The organism is Pseudomaricurvus alkylphenolicus, from assembly GCF_011683955.1.
Classification (GTDB): domain Bacteria; phylum Pseudomonadota; class Gammaproteobacteria; order Pseudomonadales; family Cellvibrionaceae; genus Pseudomaricurvus; species Pseudomaricurvus alkylphenolicus.
This window is the reverse complement of record NZ_JAAQPI010000005.1, coordinates 383,180-408,720: the sequence shown is the minus strand read 5'-3', so window position 1 is coordinate 408,720 and position 25,541 is coordinate 383,180. Positions and strand designations below refer to the sequence as shown.

The following is a 25,541-nucleotide window of genomic DNA, read 5'->3' as shown; positions in this document are numbered from 1 at the left end:
AAATAGCTTTTTCTGATCCGAGGACTTATGGACAGCCCACATATGATCGAGGCGCTGCAACAGGCCAGTGTCTACCCCCACCCCGCTATCGCCGTTGAGATGCTGCAAACCCACATTTCCTGGGTGTTGCTCACCGGTGAATACGCCTACAAAGTCAAAAAACCCATGGATTTTGGTTTTCTCAACTTTTCTACTCTGGAGCAACGCAAGTTCTTCTGCGAGGAGGAGCTGAGGCTGAATCATCGCTTTGCCCCGGAGCTGTACCTGGAGGTGGTCAGCATTAATGACAACAATGGTGAGATTTCCATTGGGGGTAAAGGCGAAATCATCGATTACGCGGTTAAGATGAAGCAGTTTGACGTCAACCGTACCCTGGATAAGCTTGCTGCTGCCGGTGAGTTGCCGGATACTGACTTTGCCGCAATTGGCCGCAATTTGGCGCTTTTCCATCAAGCCATTGCCGATACCCCGCCTCCTCGCACAGACTTTGAACCACAGCCCGGCACCCCTGCCGCTGTCTGGCACCCCATTGAGCAGAACTTCGACCAGATCCGTCCCTTGCTCTGCCATGAGCCTGACCTAAAGGTATTGCAGCAGCTGGACCAATGGTCCACCGAGCACTTTAAACGTCTGGAAGGCTTGATCGGCGAGCGCTACGCCAATGGTTTTGTACGGGAGTGCCACGGAGACCTGCACCTGGGCAATATGGTGAAGATGGAAGACGGCGAGGTGCTGTTTTTCGACTGTATCGAATTCAATACCAGCTTTCGCCGCATAGATGTGGCCTGTGAACTGGCCTTTACGGTGATGGACCTGGAAGCCCGAAACATGCCCGAGGCAGCTAATCGGGTTCTGAATACCTATCTGGAATACAGTGGCGACTATCAGGCACTGCAGTTGCTCAACTTCTACAAAGTATACTTTGCTGTGGTTCGGGCCAAGGTGACTCTATTGGCCGTGGCCAGCCTTTCACCGCAGGAAATTCAGCAGCAGGAATGCTATGCCACCTACCAAAAGTATGCCCGGTTGGCGCTGGAATACACCCGGCCGGTTGTCACTTTTGCCGCCATCACCCATGGCGTTTCCGGCAGCGGAAAATCCACTGTCGCTGCCCGGATTGCAAGCGCCACGGGTGCCATCCGACTGCGATCCGATGTGGAACGCAAGCGTTTATTCGAACTGGGGCCCGATGAGGCAAGCGATAAGAGTATTTATACCAACGAGGCTTCACGCAAGACTTTCGAGAAGCTTGCTACTCTGATGCAAATTGTCAGCGAAGCGGGTCTGCCTTGCATTGTGGACGCTACTTTCCTGCATGAAAAACTGCGAGGGGTATTTAAGGCTCAAGCACAGCAATTGGGTCAACCCTTTGTGATCCTTTCCTGCGAGGCGAGTGAGGAGGAGTTGCGCCGTCGTCTGGACGCCCGAGAACAGGCTGGTAACGATGCGTCTGAAGCCACTACGGCAGTGATGCTGGATCAGGTGGCCCACCAGGAGCCACTGACGCAGTCAGAGCGCGAGGATGCCATTGTGATTGACACCACCGCCCCCTTGAACCTGCAAGCGTTAGTGGATCGTCTGACCGTTAGCGATCAAACGACATAACGCTGAAAATTTCAAACAGCATCTGAGCGCCCACCTGGGCAGTGTTGGTGGTGGCGTCGTACTGGGGCGCTACTTCTACCACATCTCCGCCAATGATGTTAAAGCCCTGCAGGCTGCGGATAATCATCTGCACCTGCAACGGTGTCATGCCGCCGACTTCGGGGGTGCCTGTGCCTGGAGTGTAGGCGGGGTCGATTCCGTCCACATCCACGGTGATATACACCGGCTGGTCTTTCAATACCTCCTGAGCCTTGGCAATCACCGCGTCGATACCCATTTGCTCTACTTCTTCCGCATGAATCACTGTCATGCCGGAGTCAAAAGAAAATTCACCGCTAATACAGGCGGAGCCCCGAATACCGATCTGAACACAATGATCCGGATCCAGCACCCCATCCAACACTGCCTGGCGGAAGGGACCACCGTGGTGAAATTTTTCGCCGTCGTAGGGACCGCCGGTATCGGTATGCGCATCGATGTGGAGCATGGCGACAGGACGATCGGCTCCAAGGGCTTTCATGATCGGATGGGTAATGGAATGATCGCCGCCCACAGAAAGGGGCTTGACGCCGGCCGCTACCACACCCCGGTAGTACTCGTAGATATCTTCATGGCTTTTGCCCAGGTCGAAGCGCGTACGCAGAGGCACATCGCCGACGTCTGCGGCTTTCAACACGGCGGAAGGAATTTCGTCCAGTGCGTGGTTATAGGGACCAATACGCTCAATGGTGCGCAACGCACGAGGCCCGAAGCGAGCGCCACTGCGGTTGGTCACCCCCAGATCCATTGGCACGCCAATCAGGGCCACATCCAGATCCGTATAGTCTTCCTGATGGGGCAGATCCAAAAAAGTGGGCACACCCGAATAGGACTTATTCTTGCTGTGGGGGCGGTTAGCCATTTTTTCCGTAATATGCTGGAAGTCTTCCGTCATATACTCGGAACCATCTTTGTCCTGATAGGTTTCGCGCAGGCGATTGAGCTTGTCCAAATCCACGGTGAGCCTCCTCTGGGCATCAATTGTTCTGTTATTGATCAGTGTTGCTGATAATTACCTGTTATACCGGGGCTCACTTTGGCTTTAAATAAAATTATCCGACGCTATACTTTTGCAAATGTCTAAGTAAAGGCGGAAGCCCCCAATGGGCAAGCAGAAAACCCCTCTCTCCCGGCAGCTGGCGGATATTGATCTGAAATTGTTGCGCATCTTTAAAACCGTGGTCGATTGCGGTGGCTTTTCGGCGGCAGAAACCGAACTCAACATTGCTACATCCACCATTTCCAACCATATGAGCGATCTGGAGGGGCGCCTGGATATGCGCCTGTGCAACCGCGGTCGCGGCGGGTTTTCCGTGACGGAGCACGGCAAGGTTGTCTACCAGGCCACGGAAGAGCTGTTAGGGGCACTCGAGCAGTTTCGCAGCCGGGTCAATGCCGCGCACGACACCTTGCTGGGAGACCTGCATATTGCTTTTGCAGAGCAGACTTTGCTGACGGAGGGTAATGCCCTGGTCAAGGTCATAGCGCTGTTTGGAGAGGAAGCACCGGGTGTTCGCCTGCATCTTGCCAGCTTGACGGCTGACGACATCCCCCAGGCGGTGGCCAGCGGCCAGACTCAAATGGGCATTTCGCTTTGTGCACATCCTCCAGCCAATCTTCGTTGCGACCCTCTGTTTGAAGAACGTATGGCACTCTATTGCGGTCGGGCCCATGCGCTTTTTGGCTGTGAGGAGAACGCTGCCAATTTGCAGCACCTGAACCAGTGTGAATTTGTAGAGTCTCCTATCATGCGCTCGGATCAGCAGGTCAATCCGGTCATCGACCGCTGGAATCGACAGGCTTCAGCGCTGCAACAGGAGGCTCGATTGGCCCTGCTGCTCAGCGGGCGTTATGTAGGATATCTGCCCCAGCAAATAGCCGCCCTGCCCATGTGGCGTGATCAGCTATACCAACTGTTCGCCGAGCGCTTTAGTTACAGCAATACCTACCAGTTGATTACCCGGCGCCAGTCCCAGAACAACCCTATTGTCGAACGCTTTCGGACCTTGTTACTGCAATCCAGCCGCGCGCCTGAAGCGGCGGCTAGGGGCTAACACTCTGGGGATTAAGCCTCAGCCGATGAATAGGTTTACCCGGCAGTAACGGTGTATGTTTAAACGCGATCCAGTCTTCATGCCCACTATTATAGAAGGGTGACAACGGATGCCCGCTCTGCCCACCGGGCATGGTCAGCAATCCCTGTTCCTCACGGCCGGGCGCAACAATAAACCGCATAGACTGCCCTTGATGGGGGTGCTGAGCCAGAGGCATATCCGCATCACCAGCCAGTTCGTCGTCACGCATATTCAATCGTTGCGCCAAAAACGTTGGCAGAGCCGCTGCCACCGGGTGGTGCATCTTCAGGCGGTTTTCACTTCCCCAGCGCGCGTCGGCAAGGTTTCCATGTCGCTCCTTAAGCTCGTCGACAGCCGCCTTTAACATCGCCAACTGCCAGGATTTCCAGGATTCGATATCAGCGGGCAACCAGTGTTCCGGGTGCTGATCCCGAAGTTGCAGCAATGCGCCCTCGCTTTGTCGGTTCAAGAGCCAGATCCTATCCAGATCGGTTTGTGGTTTGACGATTACCTGTTCCAGCATGCGTGCAATCAGGGCGTTATTAAGGTGTTTGCGAAATTGTTTTCGGTAGGTTTTTACCAGGGTATAAGCGGCGTCATCGGTCTGTGCTCTGCCCGTCCAACCATCCAATACCTGTTTGGCTTCATCGAGATCGTCATCGGGATTCGGTAACTGAGTGAGAAAATCGCTAAGATGGTGATACCAACTCTCCAGCATCACTGCCTTGTTGTTGAACACCGGCTTGATCAATTGCTGTTCGTCGACGGTCTGCATCTGCTTTAGGTCTTGCTCAATCAACCAGCCACGTGCGCCAAGCTCGTATTGCCCCACTCCAATTTTTTGTAAATCGTCGCCACCGATAATGCGATTGTTAGCCGTCCAAAGATAACGGCGATCCTGCTGTTGCAGCACCGGGTAGTCTTCGGGAGCCAGCCAGCCCTGCCAGCTTTCGTCGGCATTCTGCCAGGAGATCACCCGGTCCGACCGGGTTTGGCCACGTTGCGGCAAGCGACCGGTCAAGCTCCAGCCGATATCCCCTGCCGCATCCGCCACCAGCATATTAAAAGGGCTGACGCCAGCGCGTTGACCCAGTGCCAGTGCCTCTGCCGTCGTTTTTGCACTGTCCAGCTACAGTAAGGCGAAAGCGTCCAGCGCCTGCGGGAAATGGGCCAACCAGCGATGCGCCAGTTTTTCGCCGTTGAATTCCACAACCGGCCCCCACTCGGTGCGCTGCACTACCCATTCGATGGGCTCCTCGCCCGCCACTTCGATAATTTCCACGTGGCTGATCAGGGGTTTCCAGCCGTCGGCGGTTTTATACTGATCATCCTTTATCTCCACCGCAATCAAATCCGCCCAATCTCCCGCTGAATTGGTCATGCCCCAGGCCACTTTGCCGTTGGTCCCAATGGCGATGGATGGCAAGCCCGGAAAAGAAACACCGTTCAGTTGCACTGCTTGTCGGTTCTGATCCCTGTAGTTAATTTGGGCTCGATACCAGATATGAGGCAGGTTAAATCCCAAATGGGGATCGTTGGCCAGAATCCCGCCACCGTGCTCGCTCATAAGGCGGGATACGGCCCAGCTGTTGGAGCCGATCATGGGGGGCAAACCGGCAGAAGTTGTTGCCGCCAACTCTTCAGCCAATGACGAGGTATCACTGAGCGACCACACCTCGGCTGCAGGAATTGCATTTGCCGCCATGGTGGTTCCGTCAATGGCGGTGTCCCATTGGGTCCCCGGGGGCTGCAGAAAGCTCAGCAGCTCCTCTCCGCCACTGCGCAGCAGCAGTTCACGGGCATATTCATTCTGGGGAATTCGCGCTGTCATGCGACTGAACATAAAGGCGCTCACCAGCAGGCTGTCTTCAGGGCGCCAGCGCTGTGGTTCCTGGCCTAGCAACAGGTATTCCCAAGGTGAATTGCCGAGCGAACTCAACCCCCTGTTAACACCGGCCACATAGTGTTCCAATAACTGAAGGCTGTCAGCCGTCAACAGCGACAGGGTTTGCAGCGCTCGTTGCCGGAACTGGTTAAGCCGCATGGACTTATCCCGCTTCAGTGTTTTGTCTCCCAATAAGGCAGACATCTCACCGGCAGCATAGCGACGTTGGATGTCCATCTGGAAGAAGCGATCCTGGCCGTGGGCAAAGCCCAGAGCAAAGGCGGCATCGAGTCGGTTGTCGGCATCGATCGTAGCAATGCCCAGGGCATCGCGGGAAATGCTCGCTGCGGCGGACAGGTTTTGGCCGACGGGCATTTCCCCATCCAAGGCCGGCAGACTGGCTTTAAACGCGAAGTAGAACACGACGGCTATGAGCAGAGCCGCCTGGGGGATCAAAATAAGAAAACGACGCATCCAAACGGTCATGAGCTGGTCTCTGCAAACTTATTATTTGTGCTTTATCAAGCATCGAATCAGCAGAGAGTATAATCGCCCCGCAACGAAATCACAGCGTTGCGGGCGATTATTGATGACCGTGAGGTCGAGCTTAAATGCCCATGGACTGTTTCACCCGGCCAAAAGCTTCTATGGCAAAATCCAGATCGTCACGAGTCAACGCCGCCGACATCTGGGTGCGGATCCGGGCCCGCCCCTTGGGCACCACCGGATAGGAAAACGCGACCACATAAACGCCCTGCTGTAGCATATTGGCCGCAAACTCCCCGGCCAGTTTCGCATCGTGCAGCATTACCGGCACGATGGGATGCTCACCAGGCAATAATTCAAAGCCGTGTTTCTCCAGGCCCTCGCGAAAATAAGCGGTGTTATCGTGGAGGCGATCACGAAGCTCACTGCTGCCGGTGACCAGTTCCAGAGCCTTGATGGCGCCGGCAACGATAGTGGGTGCCACTGAATTGGAAAACAAATAGGGGCGGGAACGCTGGCGTAGTAATTCCACCACACTGGCGCTGGCCGCGGTATAACCACCACTGCCGCCCCCCAGGGCTTTACCCAGTGTTCCGGTGATAATATCCACCCGGTCGATGCAGCCACGCAGCTCGTGGGTACCACGGCCACCGTTACCAATAAAGCCGGTTGCGTGGCAATCGTCAAAGTGAACCAGTGCGTTGTATTTGTCAGCCAGGTCGCAGATTTCGTCCAGACGGGCGATATAGCCGTCCATGGAGAAAACGCCATCGGTGGTGATCAGTTTAAATCGGGCTCCGGCGGTATCGGCCGCCTGGAGTTGAGCCTCAAGGTCTGCCATATCGTTGTTGCGATAGCGGAAACGTTGAGCCTTGCTGAGGCGAACGCCATCGATAATGCTGGCATGATTGAGTTCATCAGAAATCACCGCGTCCTCGGCGCCCAACAGGGTTTCAAACAGGCCGCCATTGGCATCAAAGCAGGAGGGATACAAAATGGTATCTTCGGTACCCAGGAACTCACTCAGCTTGCTCTCTAATTGTTTGTGCAATGTCTGCGTACCGCAAATAAAGCGCACGGACGCCATGCCATATCCCCAGCGCTCCAGCCCTTCTTTGGCGGCGGCGTTAACCGCCGGATGCTGGGCCAATCCGAGGTAATTATTGGCACAGAGGTTCAGCAGATCGCCATTGTTGGCCACCTCTACATGAGCGCTCTGACGAGTGGTAATTTCCCGCTCGCCCTTGAGCAGTCCGGCATTTTTAATGGCTGCCAGTTCACTGGAGACAAACTCCTGGAATTGATCGGTCACGGTGTTACTCCTGACATAAATATCGAAAAGAATGCGTTAAGCATGGGATGGAAAAATCAACTTTCCCAGTCCAAAATAACCTTACTGGCCTCGCCGTTGTTCATGGCCTCAAAACCCTGCTGAAAATCCCGATAGGACAAACGATGGGTAATCACCGGTGAAATATCCAGGCCGGACTCCACCATCACAGACATCTTGTACCAGGTTTCGTACATTTCCCGGCCGTAGATGCCTTTGAGGGTCAGCATATTAAATATGACGGTATTCCAGTCGATGGCCACATCGTCTCCGGGAATTCCCAGGATGGAAACCTTGCCGCCGTGGCACATATTGGCCAACAGCGATTTAAACGCGGACGCATTGCCGGACATTTCCAGACCAATATCAAAGCCTTCGCTCATGCCCAGTTGTGTTTGAACATCTTCGATGCTCTCCCGCGTAACGTCCACCGTTCGGGTGGCACCGAGGGTGGCAGCCAGTTCCAGTCGCTGCGGATTGATATCGGTGATGACCACATGGCGGGCACCGGCGTGCCGACACACTGCTGCCGCCATTGCGCCTATGGGACCGGCTCCCGTAATCAACACATCCTCCCCCAGCAGATCGTATTGCAGAGCGGTGTGAACGGCATTGCCAAGGGGATCAAACAGCGCCGCGACATCCAGATCGATACCCGGCCGGTGTTCCCAGACGTTGGACATGGGCAACACCAGATACTCTGCGAAAGCTCCGGGGCGATCAACGCCGATACCGCTGGTGTGGGCACAGAGGTGACGGCGGCCCGCCAGACAGTTGCGGCAGCGACCACAGACCACATGGCCCTCTCCCGACACCAACTGCCCTGGTCTGAAGTCATTCACATTGGAACCTACGTCAACAATCTCGCCGACAAATTCGTGACCAATAGTCATGGGCACAGGGATGGTCTTCCGGGCCCAACTGTCCCAGTTGTAGATATGCATATCGGTGCCACAGATAGCGGTACGCTTGACTTTGATCAGGACATCATTGATGCCCATCTCCGGTACGGGTACCTCCTGTAACCAAAGCCCCGTATCGGCATGCTGCTTGACCAACGCCTTCATATATCTACCTCTTTTGGCTATAGAATTGTTTAAATACCAATCTGAATACACTGGATATCGGAAAGAATTCCAGCATAGTAGATGTAACTATTCCTTGATGCAAGAAAATAATCTTTTATAATGGACCCTTTTTATGCCACCTGCCCTTACAGAGGAAAGCCCCCAAGGCCATGACTCAGACGAAACCGGATAACTACCCCACCGCCCCAGCCCACCTCTGGGAGCACTTCTACCAATTCACCCAGAGACCTCGCCCTTCCAAGCAGGAACAGCAGATACGGGCCTATCTGATTGAGCAAGCCCAACAACATGACTTGCAGTGGGCACAGGACGACATCGGCAATATCGTGATTCGTGTACCGGCTACGCCGGGCCGCGAGGACCGTCCCGTGGTGGTTATTCAGAACCACGTTGATATGGTGACCGTCAAAACCGACGACAAAGATCACAACTTTGCTACTGATCCTTTGCAGTTGCAGGTTAAGGATGGATGGCTCAAGGCGGATCGCACCACCCTGGGTGCCGACAATGGTTTAGGGTGTGCCGCAGCGCTTGCGGTAATGACCGACCCCGAGGTAGAGCACCCACCACTGGAACTCCTGTTTACGGTAGACGAGGAGACCGGGCTGGGTGGGGCTCTGAATCTGGATGCGTCACTGCTTACCGGCAAAGTGATGTTGAACCTGGATACAGAGGACTGGGGCGAGATCTTTATCGGTTGCGCCGGGGGTCGAGACTGGCGTTTCCGCAAAGCGCTTCAACGGGAATCTCTGCCTGCGGGCTACCTGGGCCTTAAACTCAACATCAATGGTTTGTCTGGAGGCCATTCGGGAATTCAGATTCATCAGCAATTGGGCAACGCCATCAAACTGGCGGCGCAGTGGCTCTACACGGCCGAAGAATTTGGCGTACGTCTCGGCGATCTGAACGCAGGTGTAGCCCACAATGTTATTCCCCGTGCCCTTACCTGTCATCTAGCCTGCCCGAGCGAAGCTCAGACTCAACTACAAGAGTTAACGCAGATCCTGCTGCAGCGGTGGCAGAGCTATCTCCCGGAAGCGGACCAGAATCTGACCGTAACTCTGGAGCCCTGTGATCTGGATCAGGTTTTGGAAGCCGGTGATCACCGCCGTGTACGCCAATTACTGCTGGCGTTACCGCACGGTGCACTGACGTACAATGCCGACCAGCCAGCCGACCTGGTGGATCTCAGCGTTAACCTGGCTCGTGCACAAATCAATAAAGACGGTCTGGAGGTGGAAACCAGCCTGCGTTTTTTTAATGCCTGTGAAGCAGAGGGACTAACCCAGACCCTGTTATCCACGGCAGAGGCCTTTGATCTGGAGATTGAGGAGGGCAGCAGTTACCCCTCCTGGCTACCGGACTTTTCCAATCCTCTGCTGGATCGGGTCAAGCAATGTTATCGGGAACGTTATGGAGAAACTCCCGCTGTTAAGGCCATTCATGCAGGCTTGGAATGCGGCATTTTGATTGACAAAATGCCCGGCACACACGCAATTTCCTTTGGGCCTACGATTCGCGGCGCTCATTCTCCGTCCGAGCGCTTGGAAATTGAAACCGTAGAGCCGTTCTGGCAACTATTGCAGGACGTCTTGAAAAGCTTCTAATAATGGTGGCCTGTCGGATGGTATCAAATGTCCGACAGGCCAATGCCCCTGTGTTTTAATGTCTGGCCTGCTGGCGATGACCTATATCGGTCACCTGACTGCCAATACGGATTTTTACCGGCTCAATATCAAACCGTAGATCGATTATACTGTAACGATCCACTGAGCCATTATCCGCCGACCAATAACCCTGACTGTCGCCCAGCTGACGAAAACGGTAAACAAATCCTCCACCCTGCTCGGTAAAGGTATAGCGACGTATCTCATCGGCGCCGGCGTTGTCCAGTAACTGATAGCCCAGCAGATGATTGATGCGGCCATTGGCCAAGGCCGGGCCCGCGCCCTGTAACGGCGGCTCATCGGCGTACTCATTACCCACCGTTGGCTTGCCGTTTAAATGACTGACTTGCCATTTGTGCAAATCAAATCGGTCTCCCGCCGCCAGCAAACTGAGTCTGACATCTCGTGCCTGAAACGGCCGTTGCTCAAAGCGACTGGAGCTGGTGTTCAACAAAGTCACACTGCCACTGCCGAGCACGGTTAGCTGTTGCTGTTGCAAGTCCACCAGAATGCCGGTGTCTTCATCGATTCCAATTCCAGTCGATTCACCGCTGTCATGCATGGCCTTGACCAGTCGACCCAAGCGGGCCTTGCGATCGAAATGCTGGTCGATAATACCCGGCGCAAAAAAACCAAGCCCATGGTGCAGGTGTAGCTGCCCTTGTTCCTGGGTTTCGGTGCCTGCGTAGCGATCAGCCGACGGTTTGATCAGCGCATTATAACTGTCTCCAGCGGTAATCATGGTGTGACTCATCATGGCTGCCCCGGCGCTGGTGCCACCGATAACCGCACCGCGATTGAGCTGTTCACGAATCGCTCGCAGCACCGGAGTGGGTTTGTCGGCCTCCGGCAACAGGGTTTCAATAATACGCATCTGATCACCACCGACAAACCAGAAGGCGCCTACTTGCTCCAGAATGGAAGCAAGAGCCTCTTTATCGGCGTTTGCACGCCAGTTGCGCTCGTCATACTCCGTTGATCGATCATCTTTTACCGCCAACGGCAGTACCATAATCTGTTCGGCACGGGCGCCATAGCGAATGAGTGAGCGGCGAAACTTGTCAGCGCTTTGTACCGGGCTGGAGGACGCCAGGGGCACAATGGCGATTTTCGGTAACTCACCGGGTTGGGCTTGCAGGAGTGCTCTATGTATATCCGCGGTCTCTTCGCTGAGGGCTCCACCGACAATCAACAACTTCCCCGGCGCTGCCAGTAAACCAGCTGACCAGCTTAATACTAACAACAGACACAAAGCTCTCAATCGCACTGTAAATCGATACATCAGGCTTCTACCTCCACATGTTCAAACGCGGTTTTGGCGACGCGTTTGCCATTGTGCTGTAGCCACCGCCCCCGACACATAACGCTATCGATAGTCAGGCTATCGGGCTCCAGCAAATTAAAGTCGGCATCCTTACCTACAGCGATTTCGCCTTTACGGTGTAATCCGGTCACTTTGGCGGGGTTACGGGTGACGGTCGCCAGTGCGGTGCTGAAAGATACTTGATGCTCCCGCACCGCTCTGGTCCATTCCTCGTGCAAGGAGCCAATGCGACCAATCTCCAGCCCGTCGAGTCGTCCGGCTTGGTCGAAATGCGGCAGTGAACCCTGGGCATCGGAGGAAATGGTGATTTGGTTTTCCGATACGCCTGCTTCCAGTGCCAGTGCCAGCGCCTCGCTTGCCCGCAGCTCACCCATCGCCAGAATATGCTCCGTGGTGGATGCCGTAAAATCGATGCTGCCACCTTTGCGTGCAAACTCAATACCGGCCTCCAGCAAGGCGCGACTGCGATTGATATGGGTGGGATAAAACAGAGACAGACGCAGCTCGAAATCCCGATGTACTTGATGCAGTAATTCCAGTTGTTCCCTGCCAGCTCCCACATGGATCATCACAATACCGGATTTGCCGGAAATCATACCCCCGACGTTGGCGTCCGATGCGATTCGAGCCAGCTCCTGAACAGTGGGTTGCGATCCTCGATGATCGGCAATGGCGATCTCTCCTACGCCAATCACCGGGTCCAGAAAGATCAGGTCACTGCGAACGTTTCCGGTCAGGGTCCTGACTGGAACCTCGTAGGAGCCGGTATACATATAGCAGGACAGCCCATCTTCAGTGAGCGCCTTGGTCTTGCCGAACAAATCCTCGATAGAGCGAGTATCGGCGTCGGTACCAAGTGCGCCCACCAGTGTGGTGACACCTGCCCCGACCGCTTCAGCAAGGGTCAGCTCCGGTGTGCGGCTGTTAAAGCCGCCTTCGCCACCACCACCGGTGATGTGTACCAGAGTATCAACGTAGCCGGGAACCAACAGTTTTCCCTTTGCATCGATCACTTTTAATGGCAAAGACGCTCCGCCGATATCAATATGCCGTTCGATCAGTGCAATACGCCCATCGGCCACCAGCAGATCGCACTCCCCAAGATTGCGGGGCGCAAACAACTGCGCATTTTTAATAAGAGTTAACATGAAACACCTAAAATTGAATCACTACAGCCACCGCCATGACGGCGCAGGAAAGCAAGAATATTGCCGCAATCGGCCAGGCCATAAACCGAATCCAGACTCCCCAGTCTACGCGAGCTGCTCCCAGGCAACCCATCAGCGCAGCGGAAGTGGGTACGATGATATTGGTAAAGCCGTCACCCAACTGAAAAGCGAGAACCGCTACCTGTCTGCTGACACCAATCAGATCTGACAGCGGAGCCATAATGGGCATGGTCAACGCCGCCTGCCCCGAGCCGGAAGTGACAAAGAAGTTAAACACACTCTGAAATAGGAACATGGCGCAGGCCGCCACCATCTCCGGTAACCCCGAGAGAGACTGGGAGGCATGATGCAGGAGCGTATTAAGCACACTGGGTTGACCCGGCCCGGCACCACCAAGCACCAGCACTATGCCTTTGGCAAAAGCCACCACCAGCGCTGCCGGTAATAACTGCGCGGCACCATGGCGAAAAGCCTCGACTGCACCGTTGGCAGTCATACCGTCAAGGCGCCCGCAGCAACCGATAACCGCAGCCACCACACCCATGGTAAAAAACTGACTGGCGATTTCCGGCAGATAATAGCCTCTCTGGGTAACGCCCCAGACCATCCAGGCAATACCACTGAACAAAGTCAAGAGCACTCCCCAATCGGCGACGGTGAGACCAGTGTGAGACGCCGACGCCTTTTCCCGTTTCACTTGCTGATCACAATGATAAGTCAGGGATCTCTGAGGATCGCGCTTGACACGCAGGGCATAAACAACGGCAAAGCCGGTACCGAGAGCCGTAAACAGCACCCACAAGGTTGCCCGAAAACCAAGCCCGGACATCAGTGGCAACTGCGCAATGCCTTGTGCCACACTGACCGAAAACGGATTCATCCATGAACAGGCGAAACCGATCTGGGTGGCTACATAGGTAACCAGCAGAGCCGTTAAGCTGTCGTAGCCCATCACCAAAAACACCGGCACCACAATCAAAACAAAGGGAATCACTTCCTCGCCCATGCCGAACACGGCTCCGCCCAGGGAAAACGCCACAAACAACACGGGTACGGCCAGGATATCCAGTGAACGACTGCGATGGATCAACGCCAGCAGGCCACGGTGCACAGCACCGGTGGCCAGGATCACACCGAAGGCACCGCCGGTGATCAGGATAAAGGCAAACACCCCGATCGCCGCTCCCCATTTATCACCGGAGACCAGACCTTCGAAGGGCAGATTGAGCAAGCCGATCTTTCCGCCTTCCGCGAACAGTGGTAACCCTTGCGGACCGTCTGGCGCCGGGGTAAAACTGTCCGGGTCCAGCAGTTGTCGAACCTCGCCATTGCTCTGCACCTGTTCCACCAGACCAAAGGAGCCCGGTGTGATCAGGTAAGTCATCGCAAAGGCAAGCAGGGCCACCCCGATAAGTATCAGGTAGGTATCCGGCATGCGCGATGTGAGTGCTGGATTGCTGTCTGTCATTTTGATCAAAATACGTGAGTGTAGTTGAGAGTGACAAAGCGCCCCATGGAGGAGTGGTTGGTATGATCCACATTAGCACCGGTACCCAATACCAGAGGCGGTTCGCGATCAAAAAGATTGTCCACCTTTAAGGTGACATAACTTTCGCTGGGCAAGTCGTAACTCAGGCTCAAGTCCCAAACCGTCCAGGAGCTCACATCCACCTCATCGTCATCTCCAAGACCCAGAGCATCGCGCACCTGATTACTGGGGTCGTCCTGGTAATCGTGAGTGTAGTTGGCGGATAGCGAAGCTCTCCAACTGTCGTAGCGCCAGCGCACCTTGGCGTTAACCAGCCAGCGCGGATACTTGTAGTCACCCGCAAGACTTTCTATTTCAGAAAAATCAGAGGAATCACGATCAAACTCGTCAAGGTAGGTGGCATCGAACTTGATGGTAAAGCTGCCCAGATTATTGGTATCAATGTACTGAGTATAGGCAAAGTCCACGCCGCTGGTGGTTTGCTCCCCAAGGTTTGCCAGAGGGAAGTGAGCATCAACCACAAACCCACCGGGATTAACCTGGAGCCCTGGCTGACCCGTCGGCAAACTCTCGGTGGTGACGGCATACTCACCGGCGAAGGCTTTACGGATAAAATCATCCTCATCAATACCGATCAGGTTCTCGTGTTCAATATTCCAGTAATCGACACTGACATCAATATCTTCAGTTGGCTTGAATACGAAACCAAAGCCCCAGGTTGTCGCCTCTTCCGGTTCCAAATCCGGGTTGCCCAAGTCTTCCGATAACAAAGAAGCGCCGTCAGCGCTGCTGTCTCCGTTACAGGCAATCGGCGTATCGAGGCAGTCAATGCTGTAGCTGGACAAGAGTGTGCTGGCACCAGCCTGGGCAAGAGATGGCGCCCGGAACGAGGTAGACCAGTTACCACGCAGGATCAACGCTTCGATCGGCTGATAGCGAAATCCTATTTTGGGATTGATATCGGAGCCGAAATCGTCGTAGTCATCATAGCGGGCCGCCAACTGCAGTTCGAAGTTTTCGCTTAGGGGAATGAACATTTCTCCAAACAGGGCGAATTGATCCCGTTCATAGTCTGCACCGGTAGAGCTGAACCCGAGGATAGGCTCAGGATTGTCTGAGGTTGCGGTAGCATCAGCCGAGGGGGTGTCCTCAACCTCTTCGCGCCGAAACTCTGCCCCCAAAGCACCATAGACATCCCGCCCCTGCAGACTGAACAGCTGCCCTGAGATCACGGCGTCAAGGGACCAGACCGAACTCTCGCCTTCACGGCTGGCCTGAGTCTCGATTAGTTCACGGACTCCTTGCATCTGTTCAGTTTGACCGTTGAATGGATCATACCAGAGTGTGGATTTACCCAGATCTTCACAGCTACCGCCATTATAGGAGGCGCCATCATCCACCAGATCCACCTCCCAGCGATCAATTCGCGTACCGTCATCACAGATATTGCCTAAAAGCGCATCGTAAAGTTCCGCTTTCTTGACCAGTCCGGAAAGTCCTCTCTGTTCCGATTCCGAGCGCCCGTAAGTCGCCGCAAGCTCCCAATCGAAACGATCCCACTGACCTTTAAATCCAGTCACCAGACGAAAAGACTCACTTTCGACTTCAACGGCGCGAGGCTCCGGCAACGCACCCCAGGCAAAAATGGGGAACCCAAAGTAGTCGGAGAATTGTCCAAAGTCTTCGTTAAAGGAGCCTTCGGTTTCCATATCTGCAATCACACTGGCGGGCCAGAGCGGACTTTCAGGGTCCACGGGAGCGCCATTAAATTTCGCCGGCGAACTGACCCCCTGGGTTTTATAGGTTTGGTACATTAACTCTGTAAACAGTGAGAGCCTGTCGGAAATATCCCATTCATGAGTGGCCACCACACCGAGGCTTTCGTACTCATCATCAATAGAGGCAAACTGGTTGGCATCCAATTCACAATATTCACCAAAACCGCTAAAGCCTGCCTGATCGACCGGACAGCCACCATCGGCTTGCTTCTGGATCACATCGTAGAAGTTGAAAAACAGATCGTTAAAGCTCGGATAGATACCTTGCTGACTGGGTCTAACAGAATTTTCCGAAATAGAGCGGTCGCGATCATAGAAACCGCTGCGGCTATAGTAGTCCACCAACACCATGGTGTTGGAGTTTTCGGTGTTCCCGCCCCATACCCAGTTCAGGTTGTAGCGTCCTTCATCAGTGGACTCGGCTGAGTTGCCTCCGGAGATTGACAACTCGCTGCCTTCAAAGTCTTCACGAAGAATAATATTCACCACTCCGGCAACAGCATCAGCTCCATAAGTGGCCGATGCCCCGCTGGGCAAAACCTCTACTCGCTCGATGGCGGCAGAGGGTATCGAGTTTACATCGATAAATGACTCTGTGCCGTTGGCAAACGAACTGACTGACATACGCCGCCCATTGACCAGCGTCAGAGTGGAGGCGGTGCCGAGTCCCCGCAGAGAAACTCCGCCTGCACCCACCGGAGTCTGGCCGGAAAGTGGGCCCCCCGTGGAGGTGGAAAAGGTGCCGCTGCCACCACCGGTCTGAGTCAGGTCACGTAAGATCTCAGCAGCGCTGGCTGCGCCTGACTCGGCAATATCTTCGCGATCGAGTTGCACCGCCTGCATGGCGCCGTCCATATCCAGTCCCTTGATATGGGTACCAGTAATTACAATTTCTTCCAGCAGATCATTCTCAGTCAGCTGCTGATCTGCTGCTTGTGCTAAAAATGTCGTCGAGCTGAGCGCGATGCCACTCAAAGCAACGGCACGGGCGAGTGGATGTTTCTTATAGAACATAATTTTCTCCTCTACCCCGCAGAATTCGATAAATATCCCCGGCATATGCGCAGAAGATAGCGTCGGTTTGCTCGAAACACGGGCAAACCGGGATGATGATTCCAGGAAATAGCAGCACAAAACCGCAGGCGGATTTCCTAAAACCGTGTATTTCTAAATTGTAGTCAGCCAGAAAGTATTGGCTGTGATGATCTAGACAAGGATGCTTTGGCGGGGTAGACAGAGCACGAACGCAAGATCACCCACCCGGAGTCACCGGGTGGGTGTCTTATTCGTCAAACCACTCGCTCAGATAGTGGGTATCTGAGCAGCGCTGGGGTGCGCGTCTGTTCATAGGTGCTTTGTCGTTAGATACGATTAGTTTTTCACTGATTGCCTTTATGGTGAAACCAATGTTCTATCTTGTCAACAGTCAATTTGGGAGAACAGCAGTGAAATTTCAACACCCCCGATAACTGGGTTCCCGTTTTTCCAGAAATGAATCAATCCCTTCGCGGTAGTCTTCGCTGTGTTGCGTCAATACCAGTTGATCAGCATCCATATAGCTGACGGCGTGATTAAGGGCATTAGCCGCGACGTTAATGGACTGTTTGCACATGCGCACTGAAATGGGAGGGAGTTTTTCCATTTGTTTGGCCAGCTGCAAGGCTTGATCGACGGTCGTGCCGGAAGCTGATAAATAGTCCGCCCAGCCCCAGTCTAACGCCTGTGCGGCAGTCACCTTCTCCGCCAGCATAAACATACGCTTGGTTTTCGCGGGACCAATCAGACTGACGCTGCGGGGCACACTCTGCCAGCTCATGTTCATGCCGCGTTCAATCTCCGGGACATACAGCAGGCTGTTTTCAGCACAAACTCTCAAATCCAGGGCAAGGGACAGAGCCACACCCGCCCCCACGCAACCGCCCTCAATAGCGGCAATGGTCAGTGCTTCAATGGACTCCCAGGCGCGGCACATTTTTGCCCCAAGCGCAGCGCCGCGACGCAACTCTTGTAAATTGCGGCCGGCGGGTTCAAGTACACTGGAGTCACTCAGGTTCATGCCCCCACTGAATATCTGAGACTGACCGGTCAGAATGACTGCGGACACATCCATGTCCTCCGCGACAGTGTTAGCCACATCGTTCAATTCCTGCATGGACTCCAGGCAAAAAGCGTTGGCTTTGTGACCTGAGTTCAGGGTCACTATCAAAACCCCACCATTTCGCGTAAGCGACAGACGACGATATTCTTTGGTTTCCAACATGAGTAACCCCCGCTGTTTGTTAAAATCGATAGGCGAATTCCGCGCCGTAAATCCTGCCTTTGGTTAATGGCGAGAAAGAAGGTGCCGAGCCCCCGGAGTAACCAAATAACGGAGCACTGGGCAACGGCGTATTGCCGCCGTGGGACACCTCATCCTTCAAGTTGCGGCCGAATACGGAGACAGTGATTGATTCGTCGGCGGTGGTAAAGGAGATATTGGCATCCACAATATCCGCGGCATTGAGATAGCCCACATTATTGTCGTTGTATGCAGCTTCGTCACGGTGATTAAAGGAAACGCGTGCTAACAAGGAATGGCCTGAGAATATTTCATCTTGCCAGGTGAGGCTTATACCGGCGCTGAGCGGCGCCAGACGTGGCAGGCTTAAACCCTCATCGGTATCGTCAACCAAACCGTCGCCACTGATGTCGTACTCCACCTTGTCGTAGTCTCCATCCAGAATTCCAAGGTTGACCCCCAGCAAGAGCTGTTCTGTCAGAACCGCCGTCAGTTCCAGTTCTACGCCGCTGATCGTTGCATCTGCGGTGTTCTGGATGGTTTGCGCGGTACCGGCCGTTTCATCGGGCACCAGCACTTCTCGCTGCATATCCGTGATCGTGTTGTAGAACGCTGCTGCGTTCAAACGCAACCTGCCCTCCAGTGTGTCCAGTTTGACACCGATTTCAAAGGAATCCTGTTCTTCTTCATCGAATGGTCCCGGTTCAACCGTGGGCGATACGTTGCGCATGTTGTAACCGCCGGAACGAAAACCTTTACTGTAGCTGGCATACACCTGGGTATTCTCATCGACGAACCACTGCACGCCGATCTTGGGAGTCACATTTGCCCATTCTTCATCATCGTCAAAGTCGTGGTCCAGGCAGCTGGCGGAGTCAACGCGGCAAGGTAACAACGGACTGAATGTGGCAAGCTTTGCGGACTTTTCTTCGATGGTATAGCGAACACCGGTATTTAACGTCACTGTATCGCTCAAGCGCCAGTCTGCCGAGGCAAAGATTCCAACGGTGGTTTGATCCAGTGTGCCTCCGCCATTGAGATTGAGAGCGCCACCAGCAATACTGCGATGTTCCACATAGGTGAGGTCTTGAGTGAAATAATAGAATCCTGCGGTCACATCCACCCAATCATCGAGGGTGATGTTGTAACGCAATTCTTCACTGAACTGTTCAGCTTGAGTAACAGAGCTGGCGTGAAAGCCAAAAATTGGAGTGGCATCTGCGTCGATTAGAGTGGCGTGCTCCATATCTCGCCAGCCAATGATATTGGTTAATACACCGGCACCCAGATCGACCGTGTATTTGGCGGAAACAAAATCCCACTCCGTGTCATAGAAGCCTTCCTCGTCAATGGAAAAATCCAGAGAGTCACGCTGGAACAGCGCATGATTTTGGGACGCAGGTCCATCGCCATCAGACTTCCCGTGTTCGTATTTGACGGTCAACTCGGCGCTCTCGTCGCCTAACCAGGTCATGCCGCCGCGAATCAATTCGGTTCGGGATTCACCAAAGTCATTATTACCATTGAATTTGTTGTCGAAATAACCATCGTCGTCATTCATATAGACAGCGAGCTTGGCCAGCAGTTTGTCTTCAATCACGGGACCGGAGACGGAAGCCATAACATACTTGTTGAGCCCGGATTCGATGGCCGTTCTTATCGAACCTTCAAACTCGCTAGTCGGATTCTTGGTGTTGACCACTACGGCGCCACCGGTAACATTACGGCCGAACAGCAATCCCTGAGGACCTCTCAAGACTTCGATGCCCGCCAGATCAAACTGGTCGAACACCACCCCGTAATTGGTGCCCAGATAAACGCCATCAATAAACACACCCACCGTTGGGTCAACGGAAGGAATAGAGCTGTTAACCCCGAGCCCCCGAAACGAGAAATTGGCGACGCCTTTGGTGGTACCGGATTCATCCATGGACACATTCGGCATGGTGTGAGACAGGCCTTTCAGATCCCGAACATTCAAAATCAACAGCTGATCCTCACTGTAGGCGGTGGCTGCTATGGGAATGTCCTGCAACTGTTCGGCAGAGGCTTTCTTTGTGGCGGTGACTACTACCTCTTCCAGCATAATGCTTGCAGCGCTTCGTTTTAGTGCCTCATCTTCCTCGGCAGCGGCTGTGCCGCACAGGCCCAGGGCGATGGCTGCGGGAAGGGTTTTGAGGACATTTTTTCCTGGAATATTGTTAATAAACATAGGGTTACCTGCTCTCTGATAGTCGTTATTGGGCCACTGGTTAGGGTTTATTCAAATCTACTCAGATCTATGATGTTTGTATTGGCACTGAACCTGCGCTCTAGGCGTTTGTTTGTCGCAAGCAATTTGCTTGTTTCAAACAAATATATAGGCGAGTACATTTGATGTCAACCTGAGACTTGAGGGACTGCCCTGTAAAAATACAGATCTATAGTCGGTGATGATGATTGGGCTAAACCAATCGGCTATTCAGGGTGGACACTGGAGGTAGGTCTTAACACCAGCAGCATCTGCTGCTTGATATCGGCCATGAGCTGAGCAACGTCGATCGCGTAGGGATTAACCACCCATTGGTAGCAGAGGCCAAACAAGGTGGAGGTAAAGTGCGCCGCAAAGCATTCGGGGCTGATATCCTGGGCGATCTCCCCGGCCGCCTTGGCATCAATAATCAGATTGCGGATATCGTCCCGAGCCTGTTGATGAAAGCGGGCCAGGCTCTCTTTCATGTCCGAATTGGAGCCGACTGACTCGAACCAGAGAATATACATAACCCTGGCATCTTCCGGAGAATTACTGCTGTAGGAGGCTATCGCATCAAAACGGGATAAAAAGGCCGCCAGGCCGCGCTTGTCACCCGCCGCCTGATTCAGCTCATCCAGCCACAGCCGCCGGCATCGGTCGGCCAACTTGAGGAATAGGGTTTCCTTGTTGCCAAAGCGAGCATTGGCCAGTCCTCGGCTGTAACCGGCTCTCTCGCCCACTTCCTTAAGCGTGGTCTTTTGTGTCCCCACCTCCAGAATCAGTGATTCCGTTGCCTCAAACATTCGGCGATCGGACAGTTCTGTTCGTTCCAGGTGAGTCCTGCGCTGGTGTTTGGCAGTGGTTGATGCAGAGGTATCGGGGGCGGTTGTTTTTGGCATTGATGGATTAAGGGACCAGGCTGGAAAGGCGTCAGTAAACCGTATTGGTTGGACCCGGTCAAGGCGGACCCCAATAGAGCGGCAACAAAATCCTGAAATATATTTGCTTGCGATAAACAAATAAATTATGGCATATTGCCAATGGAGACAACACAGACGAATCAGAACCATGACAAATTACAAAGCACCAATGCGGGATATCCGTTTTGCCATGAAAGAAGTTCTCGGCTTCGATACCCACTACGCCTCCCTTCCCGGTGGAGAAGACGCCAGCCCGGAAATGGTGGATGCCATCCTCGACGAATTTGCCAAATTTTGTGAGAACGCTCTGGTTCCAATCAATCGCAGTGGTGATGAAGAAGGCTGCCATTGGAACGACGGGGTAGTGAACACCCCTCATGGCTTTAAAGAGGCCTATCGACTCTACGCCGACGGTGGTTGGGCTTCTGTAACGGGAGCTGCCGACTATGGTGGTCAGGGGCTGCCCTCTTCTCTGGGTCGGGTTCTGAGTGAAATGCTGACCGCCGCGAACACAGGCTTCGCCCTTTATACCGCTGGGCAATCAGGGGCCATTGAGACTCTGGCGGAATTTGGCACTCACGAGCAGCGAAGTTTATATGAACGCAAATTAATCGACGGGAGCTGGAATGCGACGATGTGCCTCACGGAACCTCATTGCGGTACCGATCTGGGTCTGTTGCGCACCAAAGCTGAACCCAACCAGGATGGCTCCTACAACATCACTGGTACCAAGATATTTATTACCGGCGGTGAACACGACCTGACCGAGAATATTGTTCACATTGTGCTGGCACGACTTCCGGACGCGCCTGAGGGTACCAAGGGTATTTCACTGTTTATTGTGCCCAAGTACCTCTGTGATGACGGCAACCTTAGAGAGCGCAATTCTGTTCGCTGTGGCTCTATTGAGCATAAGATGGGTATTAAAGCCAGTGCCACCTGTGTGATGAACTTCGATGGCGCCAAAGGCTATTTGCTGGGTGAGTCCAATCGTGGTTTGATGGCCATGTTCACTTTTATGAACGCCTCTCGCATTGCTGCAGCCACTCAGGGTGTTGCTCACGCCGAACTCGGCTTCCAGAAATCCCTGGCCTATGCCCGTGAACGCTTGCAGATGCGCGCGCCCACCGGCCCCCAAAACCCTAACGGACCCGCTGACCCGATTATCGTGCACCCCGACGTTCGGCGTATGCTATTGACCCAAAAGGCGTTCGCCGAAGGTAACCGGTTGCTGATTTACTACTTGTCCCAACAGCTGGACCTGGCTGAGCGCGGCAACGATGAGGCAACTCGCAACGCGGCCAAAAGTCAGCTGGATTTTCTGACGCCTATTGCCAAGGCCTTTGCCAGTGAAACCGGCTTTGAAGCAGCCAACCAGGGCCTGCAGTGTTTTGGCGGACACGGCTACATACGCGAATGGGGCATGGAGCAAAACGTGCGCGACGCCCGTATTGCCATGCTGTATGAAGGTACCACAGGTGTTCAGGCTTTGGATTTACTGGGCCGCAAGGTACTGGGGGCTGGGCTGATCACGCTGCAAACATTTATCAATCAAATCGACGTATTCTGCGATCTGGAAGCGGAGCACCAGACGCTTGGGCCACTGCTGGCCAAACTCAGAGAGCTGACGACTGAATGGCAAACGATGACACTCAACATCGGGGAGCGCGCGCGGAGTAACCCTGAAGAGGTCGGCGCTGCCTCCGTCAATTATTTGATGTACTGCGGCTATGTTTGTCTTGCCTACTTGTGGGCACAAAGTGCGGCGGTGGCGGCTCGGAAGTTGGAATCGGGCACCGCAGAGCCCGAATTCTATCGTTCCAAAATCCTCACGGCTCAGTTTTATTTCAACCACCTGCTGCCGCGCACCCGTACCTGCGTCCAGGTGATTAACGCCGGCGCCGAAAGCCTAATGACGCTGTCGGCGGAACATTTTCAATTCTGACTTGACGCTGCGGAGTGACTAGTGAAGTGTATCAAATAGATTGTCGATTTCAGCAATCTATTTGATACACTCCACTAGCAGAACTCATCCGACAGCAAAAACTCAGCACCCTGCATTTCTTCGGTAACAGTCACCTGGCAGGCCAAACGGCTTGCCGGGGTTGGCTGATCCAGCCCTTCGATCAGGTCTGCTTCTGAAGCCGTCGCCTGTCCGACCACCGATTGCCAGGTCTCAACCACATCCACCCGGCAAGTGCCACAGGAGATACAGCCGCCGCAATCGGCGAGGATATGAGGCACCATATTATCCATTGCCACTTCCATCAAACTGCGGCCCACCTCCCCTTCTACTTGGTAACGTTGATCATTGCTGTCAATAAAAACCAGTTCAACCATGGCGGTGTTCCCTTAGTGATTCCAAATCAGTTGCAGCGATAGCGGCTGGCGAAATTCATAACCCTCCGGGGCCGATGCCCGACCGGGGTCCATACGGCAATTTGGCAGCCGCGTGATCAGCCGCTCCAGTGCAATTCGAGCTTCGGCACGGGCGAGATGAGAGCCGAGACACGAGTGGCCGCCTGTGGCAAAACCAATATGACGACGGAGGTCCGGGCGGTCAATGTCAAAGCGATTGGCATCGGAAAATACTTCGGGGTCCCGATTGGCTGCATTCAACATACAGTTAACCGTGTCGCCCTTTTTGAATTTAACACCACCGTATTCACAGTCTTTGACGACATGTCGGGTGGCAGACTGAACCGGCGCCGCCCAGCGAACGGTTTCCTCAAGGACTTTCGGTAACAAGCTGAGATCCTTGCGCACCCGTTCAAAAACATCCGCATGGGTGGACAGCGCGTAGAGTGCATTAAGGATCAAGGCCTCGACAGTGGAGATACCACCGAAAAAGATGATCAACGCATTGTGACGGATTTCTTCATCCGTTAGCCGTTCTGCTTCGGGTGCATTGGCCAGGGAGCTGAGCAACGAGGCGTTGGGATGTTCACGCAAATGCCCGATGCTTTGCTGCAGGTGTTGATGAAACTCCTCGACGCTGGTTTTCGCTTTACTGCGTATCGCTTCATCCCACTGGAAGTTGGCCAGCGCCCGTTCGAAATCGTTGTACCAACAGCGCAGGTACTTTTCATCCTGCTGAGGTAGCCCAAACAGTTGCAACATTGTCTGTACCGGAATACGACTGGCAAACGCGGAACGAAGCTCTATCTGGCCTTTGTTTTGAAAGCCATCGATCAAGGAATCCACCAGGCAAGTGATCTCTGTCTCGATATTTTCGCGAATAAATTTGGGCATAAATGGCTTGCGTACTTTGCCTTTGTAGCGTTGGTGTTGCTTGCCCTCTACCGTCATCATATGTTCGCCGAAAGTATCATAAACCAGGGATGACTCTGTTCCGGTAATAAAGTGTTCGGCGTCTTTCAGAATGTACTCAACGTCGCTGTGTCGCAGTACATAATACATATTCAGTTCTGCAATCCAGCTTATGGGCTCTTGATGCTGTAGTTCCAGCAGTTGTGGGTAGGGGTCTTTTGATAAACTGGCGACCGATAAGCGGGCACCCAGTGGAAAGTGGTTGGTTTCAGCCATAGTCACCGTCTGGTTTCTCCTCAGGACAGGGTTCGGGGCACTGTGTTGACAGAGGAATATTCTAACCAGGCTATTGGGACTTTTTCTGTCCAATTACTTTTATCTTTTGCCAGGAATAGACATAATCTGCCCCTGATTAGCAAAAGATGGGTGGATTCCTGCCGTGACAATCAAAAATGACGAAAAAGCCATCCTTGCCGTTTTGCAGCAGGATGGCAGACTGTCCAATGTGGAGCTGGCCAAGCGTGTACACCTTTCCGAATCACCCTGCTTACGCAAGACCAAGGCCTTGGAGGAATCTGGCATCATTCGAGGTTATCGCGCAGAGGTGGACCCAAAATTATTGGGTTGCCATATCTCTGCGGTAATTCTGGTGAATCTGGATCAGCGCTCAGAAACCGACACTACCGCCTTTTTTGATGCGGTACAGAGCGAAGCGCGGATCATCGAATGCCTGGCCATTACCGGCCCCAATGACCTGATGCTGCGAGTGGTCGCGAAAGATATTGACGATCTGGGAGATCTGACAATGCGGGGGATCTTGCGCTATCCCAGCGTAAAGGACATTGCTTCCTGTGTGGTGATCAAGGAAATCAAACCCTCGTCCCCCATACCAGCGCTAGAGTAAG

17 protein-coding genes and 1 pseudogene are annotated in these 25,541 nt (G+C 53.8%); 5 read left to right on the top strand and 13 right to left on the bottom strand.

The genetic code is table 11. The features are described 5' to 3' along the window. Positions 1-27 precede the first annotated feature (27 nt). Positions 28-1,605: a bifunctional aminoglycoside phosphotransferase/ATP-binding protein gene (locus HBA55_RS15850; protein ID WP_166993419.1), complete on the top strand. Its 1,578-nt coding sequence runs from the start codon at positions 28-30 to the stop codon at positions 1,603-1,605. On the opposite strand, the gene speB is transcribed toward HBA55_RS15850, so the two are convergent. Beyond that, positions 1,586-2,602 (bottom strand): agmatinase, encoded by a 1,017-nt coding sequence (speB, locus tag HBA55_RS15845; RefSeq protein ID WP_206019817.1) that lies wholly within the window; start codon positions 2,600-2,602, stop codon positions 1,586-1,588. The two genes, HBA55_RS15850 and speB, sit on opposite strands and share 20 nt — an antisense overlap. Positions 2,603-2,747: 145 nt before the next feature. On the opposite strand from speB, the gene HBA55_RS15840 reads away from it, so the two are divergent. Beyond that, a complete protein-coding gene (locus HBA55_RS15840; RefSeq protein WP_166993417.1) occupies positions 2,748-3,698 on the top strand; it encodes a LysR family transcriptional regulator in 951 nt (316 codons plus the stop codon). On the opposite strand, the pseudogene HBA55_RS37470 reads toward HBA55_RS15840, so the two are convergent. The 3 genes and pseudogenes from HBA55_RS37470 to tdh all read right to left on the bottom strand — a co-directional run bounded on the left by HBA55_RS37470 (position 3,688) and on the right by tdh (position 8,487). Then, a pseudogene (locus HBA55_RS37470) lies at positions 3,688-5,979 on the bottom strand (penicillin acylase family protein). The gene HBA55_RS15840 and the pseudogene HBA55_RS37470 sit on opposite strands and share 11 nt — an antisense overlap. A 232-nt stretch (positions 5,980-6,211) precedes the next feature. Then, positions 6,212-7,402, bottom strand: a complete 1,191-nt coding sequence (locus HBA55_RS15825; RefSeq protein ID WP_166993413.1) for a glycine C-acetyltransferase — start codon at positions 7,400-7,402, stop codon at positions 6,212-6,214. A gap of 56 nt (positions 7,403-7,458) precedes the next feature. Beyond that, positions 7,459-8,487: an L-threonine 3-dehydrogenase gene (gene tdh, locus HBA55_RS15820; protein WP_166993411.1), complete on the bottom strand. Its 1,029-nt coding sequence runs from the start codon at positions 8,485-8,487 to the stop codon at positions 7,459-7,461. Between the two features lie 170 nt (positions 8,488-8,657). Between tdh and pepD the strand changes: the two genes are divergently transcribed. After that, positions 8,658-10,115, top strand: coding sequence for a beta-Ala-His dipeptidase (pepD, locus tag HBA55_RS15815; RefSeq protein ID WP_166993409.1), 1,458 nt, complete (start codon positions 8,658-8,660; stop codon positions 10,113-10,115). Positions 10,116-10,170: 55 nt separating this feature from the next. Here pepD and HBA55_RS15810 read toward each other — a convergent pair whose 3' ends face one another. The 7 genes from HBA55_RS15810 to HBA55_RS15780 form a co-directional block, all read right to left on the bottom strand. Continuing rightward, complete coding sequence (locus HBA55_RS15810; RefSeq protein ID WP_166993407.1) at positions 10,171-11,457, bottom strand: cyanophycinase; 1,287 nt, start codon at positions 11,455-11,457, stop codon at positions 10,171-10,173. Next, positions 11,457-12,647: a beta-aspartyl-peptidase gene (iadA, locus tag HBA55_RS15805; protein WP_166993405.1), complete on the bottom strand. Its 1,191-nt coding sequence runs from the start codon at positions 12,645-12,647 to the stop codon at positions 11,457-11,459. The genes HBA55_RS15810 and iadA overlap by 1 nt, the downstream gene beginning before the upstream one ends. A gap of 7 nt (positions 12,648-12,654) precedes the next feature. Next, the gene (gene yfcC / locus HBA55_RS15800) at positions 12,655-14,136 is read right to left on the bottom strand and encodes a putative basic amino acid antiporter YfcC (RefSeq protein WP_166993403.1); all 1,482 of its coding nucleotides are present in this window, start codon (positions 14,134-14,136) and stop codon (positions 12,655-12,657) included. A 5-nt stretch (positions 14,137-14,141) separates the two neighbouring features. Beyond that, positions 14,142-16,949, bottom strand: coding sequence for a TonB-dependent receptor plug domain-containing protein (locus tag HBA55_RS15795; RefSeq protein ID WP_166993401.1), 2,808 nt, complete (start codon positions 16,947-16,949; stop codon positions 14,142-14,144). 439 nt (positions 16,950-17,388) lie between these two features. Then, complete coding sequence (locus HBA55_RS15790) at positions 17,389-18,195, bottom strand: enoyl-CoA hydratase/isomerase family protein (protein ID WP_166993399.1); 807 nt, start codon at positions 18,193-18,195, stop codon at positions 17,389-17,391. Between the two features lie 19 nt (positions 18,196-18,214). Continuing rightward, positions 18,215-20,425, bottom strand: a complete 2,211-nt coding sequence (locus HBA55_RS15785; protein WP_166993397.1) for a TonB-dependent receptor — start codon at positions 20,423-20,425, stop codon at positions 18,215-18,217. 245 nt (positions 20,426-20,670) lie between these two features. After that, positions 20,671-21,345, bottom strand: coding sequence for a TetR/AcrR family transcriptional regulator (locus tag HBA55_RS15780; RefSeq protein WP_166993395.1), 675 nt, complete (start codon positions 21,343-21,345; stop codon positions 20,671-20,673). Between the two features lie 169 nt (positions 21,346-21,514). On the opposite strand from HBA55_RS15780, the gene HBA55_RS15775 reads away from it, so the two are divergent. Next, on the top strand, positions 21,515-23,311 hold the full coding sequence (locus HBA55_RS15775; RefSeq protein ID WP_166993393.1) for an acyl-CoA dehydrogenase C-terminal domain-containing protein: 1,797 nt from the start codon (positions 21,515-21,517) through the stop codon (positions 23,309-23,311). Between the two features lie 74 nt (positions 23,312-23,385). Here the strand turns inward: HBA55_RS15775 and HBA55_RS15770 are convergent, their stop codons facing one another. Together HBA55_RS15770 and HBA55_RS15765 are read right to left on the bottom strand one after the other, a co-directional pair. Continuing rightward, positions 23,386-23,706 carry a 2Fe-2S iron-sulfur cluster-binding protein gene (locus HBA55_RS15770; protein WP_166993391.1) on the bottom strand — a complete coding sequence of 107 codons (321 nt, stop codon included), beginning with the start codon at positions 23,704-23,706 and terminating at the stop codon, positions 23,386-23,388. 12 nt (positions 23,707-23,718) lie between these two features. Then, complete coding sequence (locus HBA55_RS15765) at positions 23,719-24,912, bottom strand: cytochrome P450 (protein ID WP_240946125.1); 1,194 nt, start codon at positions 24,910-24,912, stop codon at positions 23,719-23,721. 163 nt (positions 24,913-25,075) lie between these two features. On the opposite strand from HBA55_RS15765, the gene HBA55_RS38040 reads away from it, so the two are divergent. Then, positions 25,076-25,540, top strand: a complete 465-nt coding sequence (locus tag HBA55_RS38040) for a winged helix-turn-helix transcriptional regulator (RefSeq protein WP_166993387.1) — start codon at positions 25,076-25,078, stop codon at positions 25,538-25,540. The last annotated feature ends 1 nt before the right edge of the window (position 25,541 follow it).

Bases quoted from the DNA above. Each gene is read 5' to 3' on its own strand.
- HBA55_RS15850 (WP_166993419.1), top strand. From the start codon at position 28: ATGGACAGCCCACATATGATCGAGGCGCTGCAACAGGCCAGTGTCTAC.
- HBA55_RS15840 (WP_166993417.1), top strand. From the start codon at position 2,748: ATGGGCAAGCAGAAAACCCCTCTCTCCCGGCAGCTGGCGGATATTGAT.
- tdh (WP_166993411.1), bottom strand. From the start codon at position 8,487: ATGAAGGCGTTGGTCAAGCAGCATGCCGATACGGGGCTTTGGTTACAG.
- pepD (WP_166993409.1), top strand. From the start codon at position 8,658: ATGACTCAGACGAAACCGGATAACTACCCCACCGCCCCAGCCCACCTC.
- HBA55_RS15810 (WP_166993407.1), bottom strand. From the start codon at position 11,457: ATGTATCGATTTACAGTGCGATTGAGAGCTTTGTGTCTGTTGTTAGTA.
- iadA (WP_166993405.1), bottom strand. From the start codon at position 12,647: ATGTTAACTCTTATTAAAAATGCGCAGTTGTTTGCGCCCCGCAATCTT.
- yfcC (WP_166993403.1), bottom strand. From the start codon at position 14,136: ATGACAGACAGCAATCCAGCACTCACATCGCGCATGCCGGATACCTAC.
- HBA55_RS15795 (WP_166993401.1), bottom strand. From the start codon at position 16,949: ATGTTCTATAAGAAACATCCACTCGCCCGTGCCGTTGCTTTGAGTGGC.
- HBA55_RS15790 (WP_166993399.1), bottom strand. From the start codon at position 18,195: ATGTTGGAAACCAAAGAATATCGTCGTCTGTCGCTTACGCGAAATGGT.
- HBA55_RS15785 (WP_166993397.1), bottom strand. From the start codon at position 20,425: ATGTTTATTAACAATATTCCAGGAAAAAATGTCCTCAAAACCCTTCCC.
- HBA55_RS15780 (WP_166993395.1), bottom strand. From the start codon at position 21,345: ATGCCAAAAACAACCGCCCCCGATACCTCTGCATCAACCACTGCCAAA.
- HBA55_RS15775 (WP_166993393.1), top strand. From the start codon at position 21,515: ATGACAAATTACAAAGCACCAATGCGGGATATCCGTTTTGCCATGAAA.
- HBA55_RS15770 (WP_166993391.1), bottom strand. From the start codon at position 23,706: ATGGTTGAACTGGTTTTTATTGACAGCAATGATCAACGTTACCAAGTA.
- HBA55_RS15765 (WP_240946125.1), bottom strand. From the start codon at position 24,912: ATGGCTGAAACCAACCACTTTCCACTGGGTGCCCGCTTATCGGTCGCC.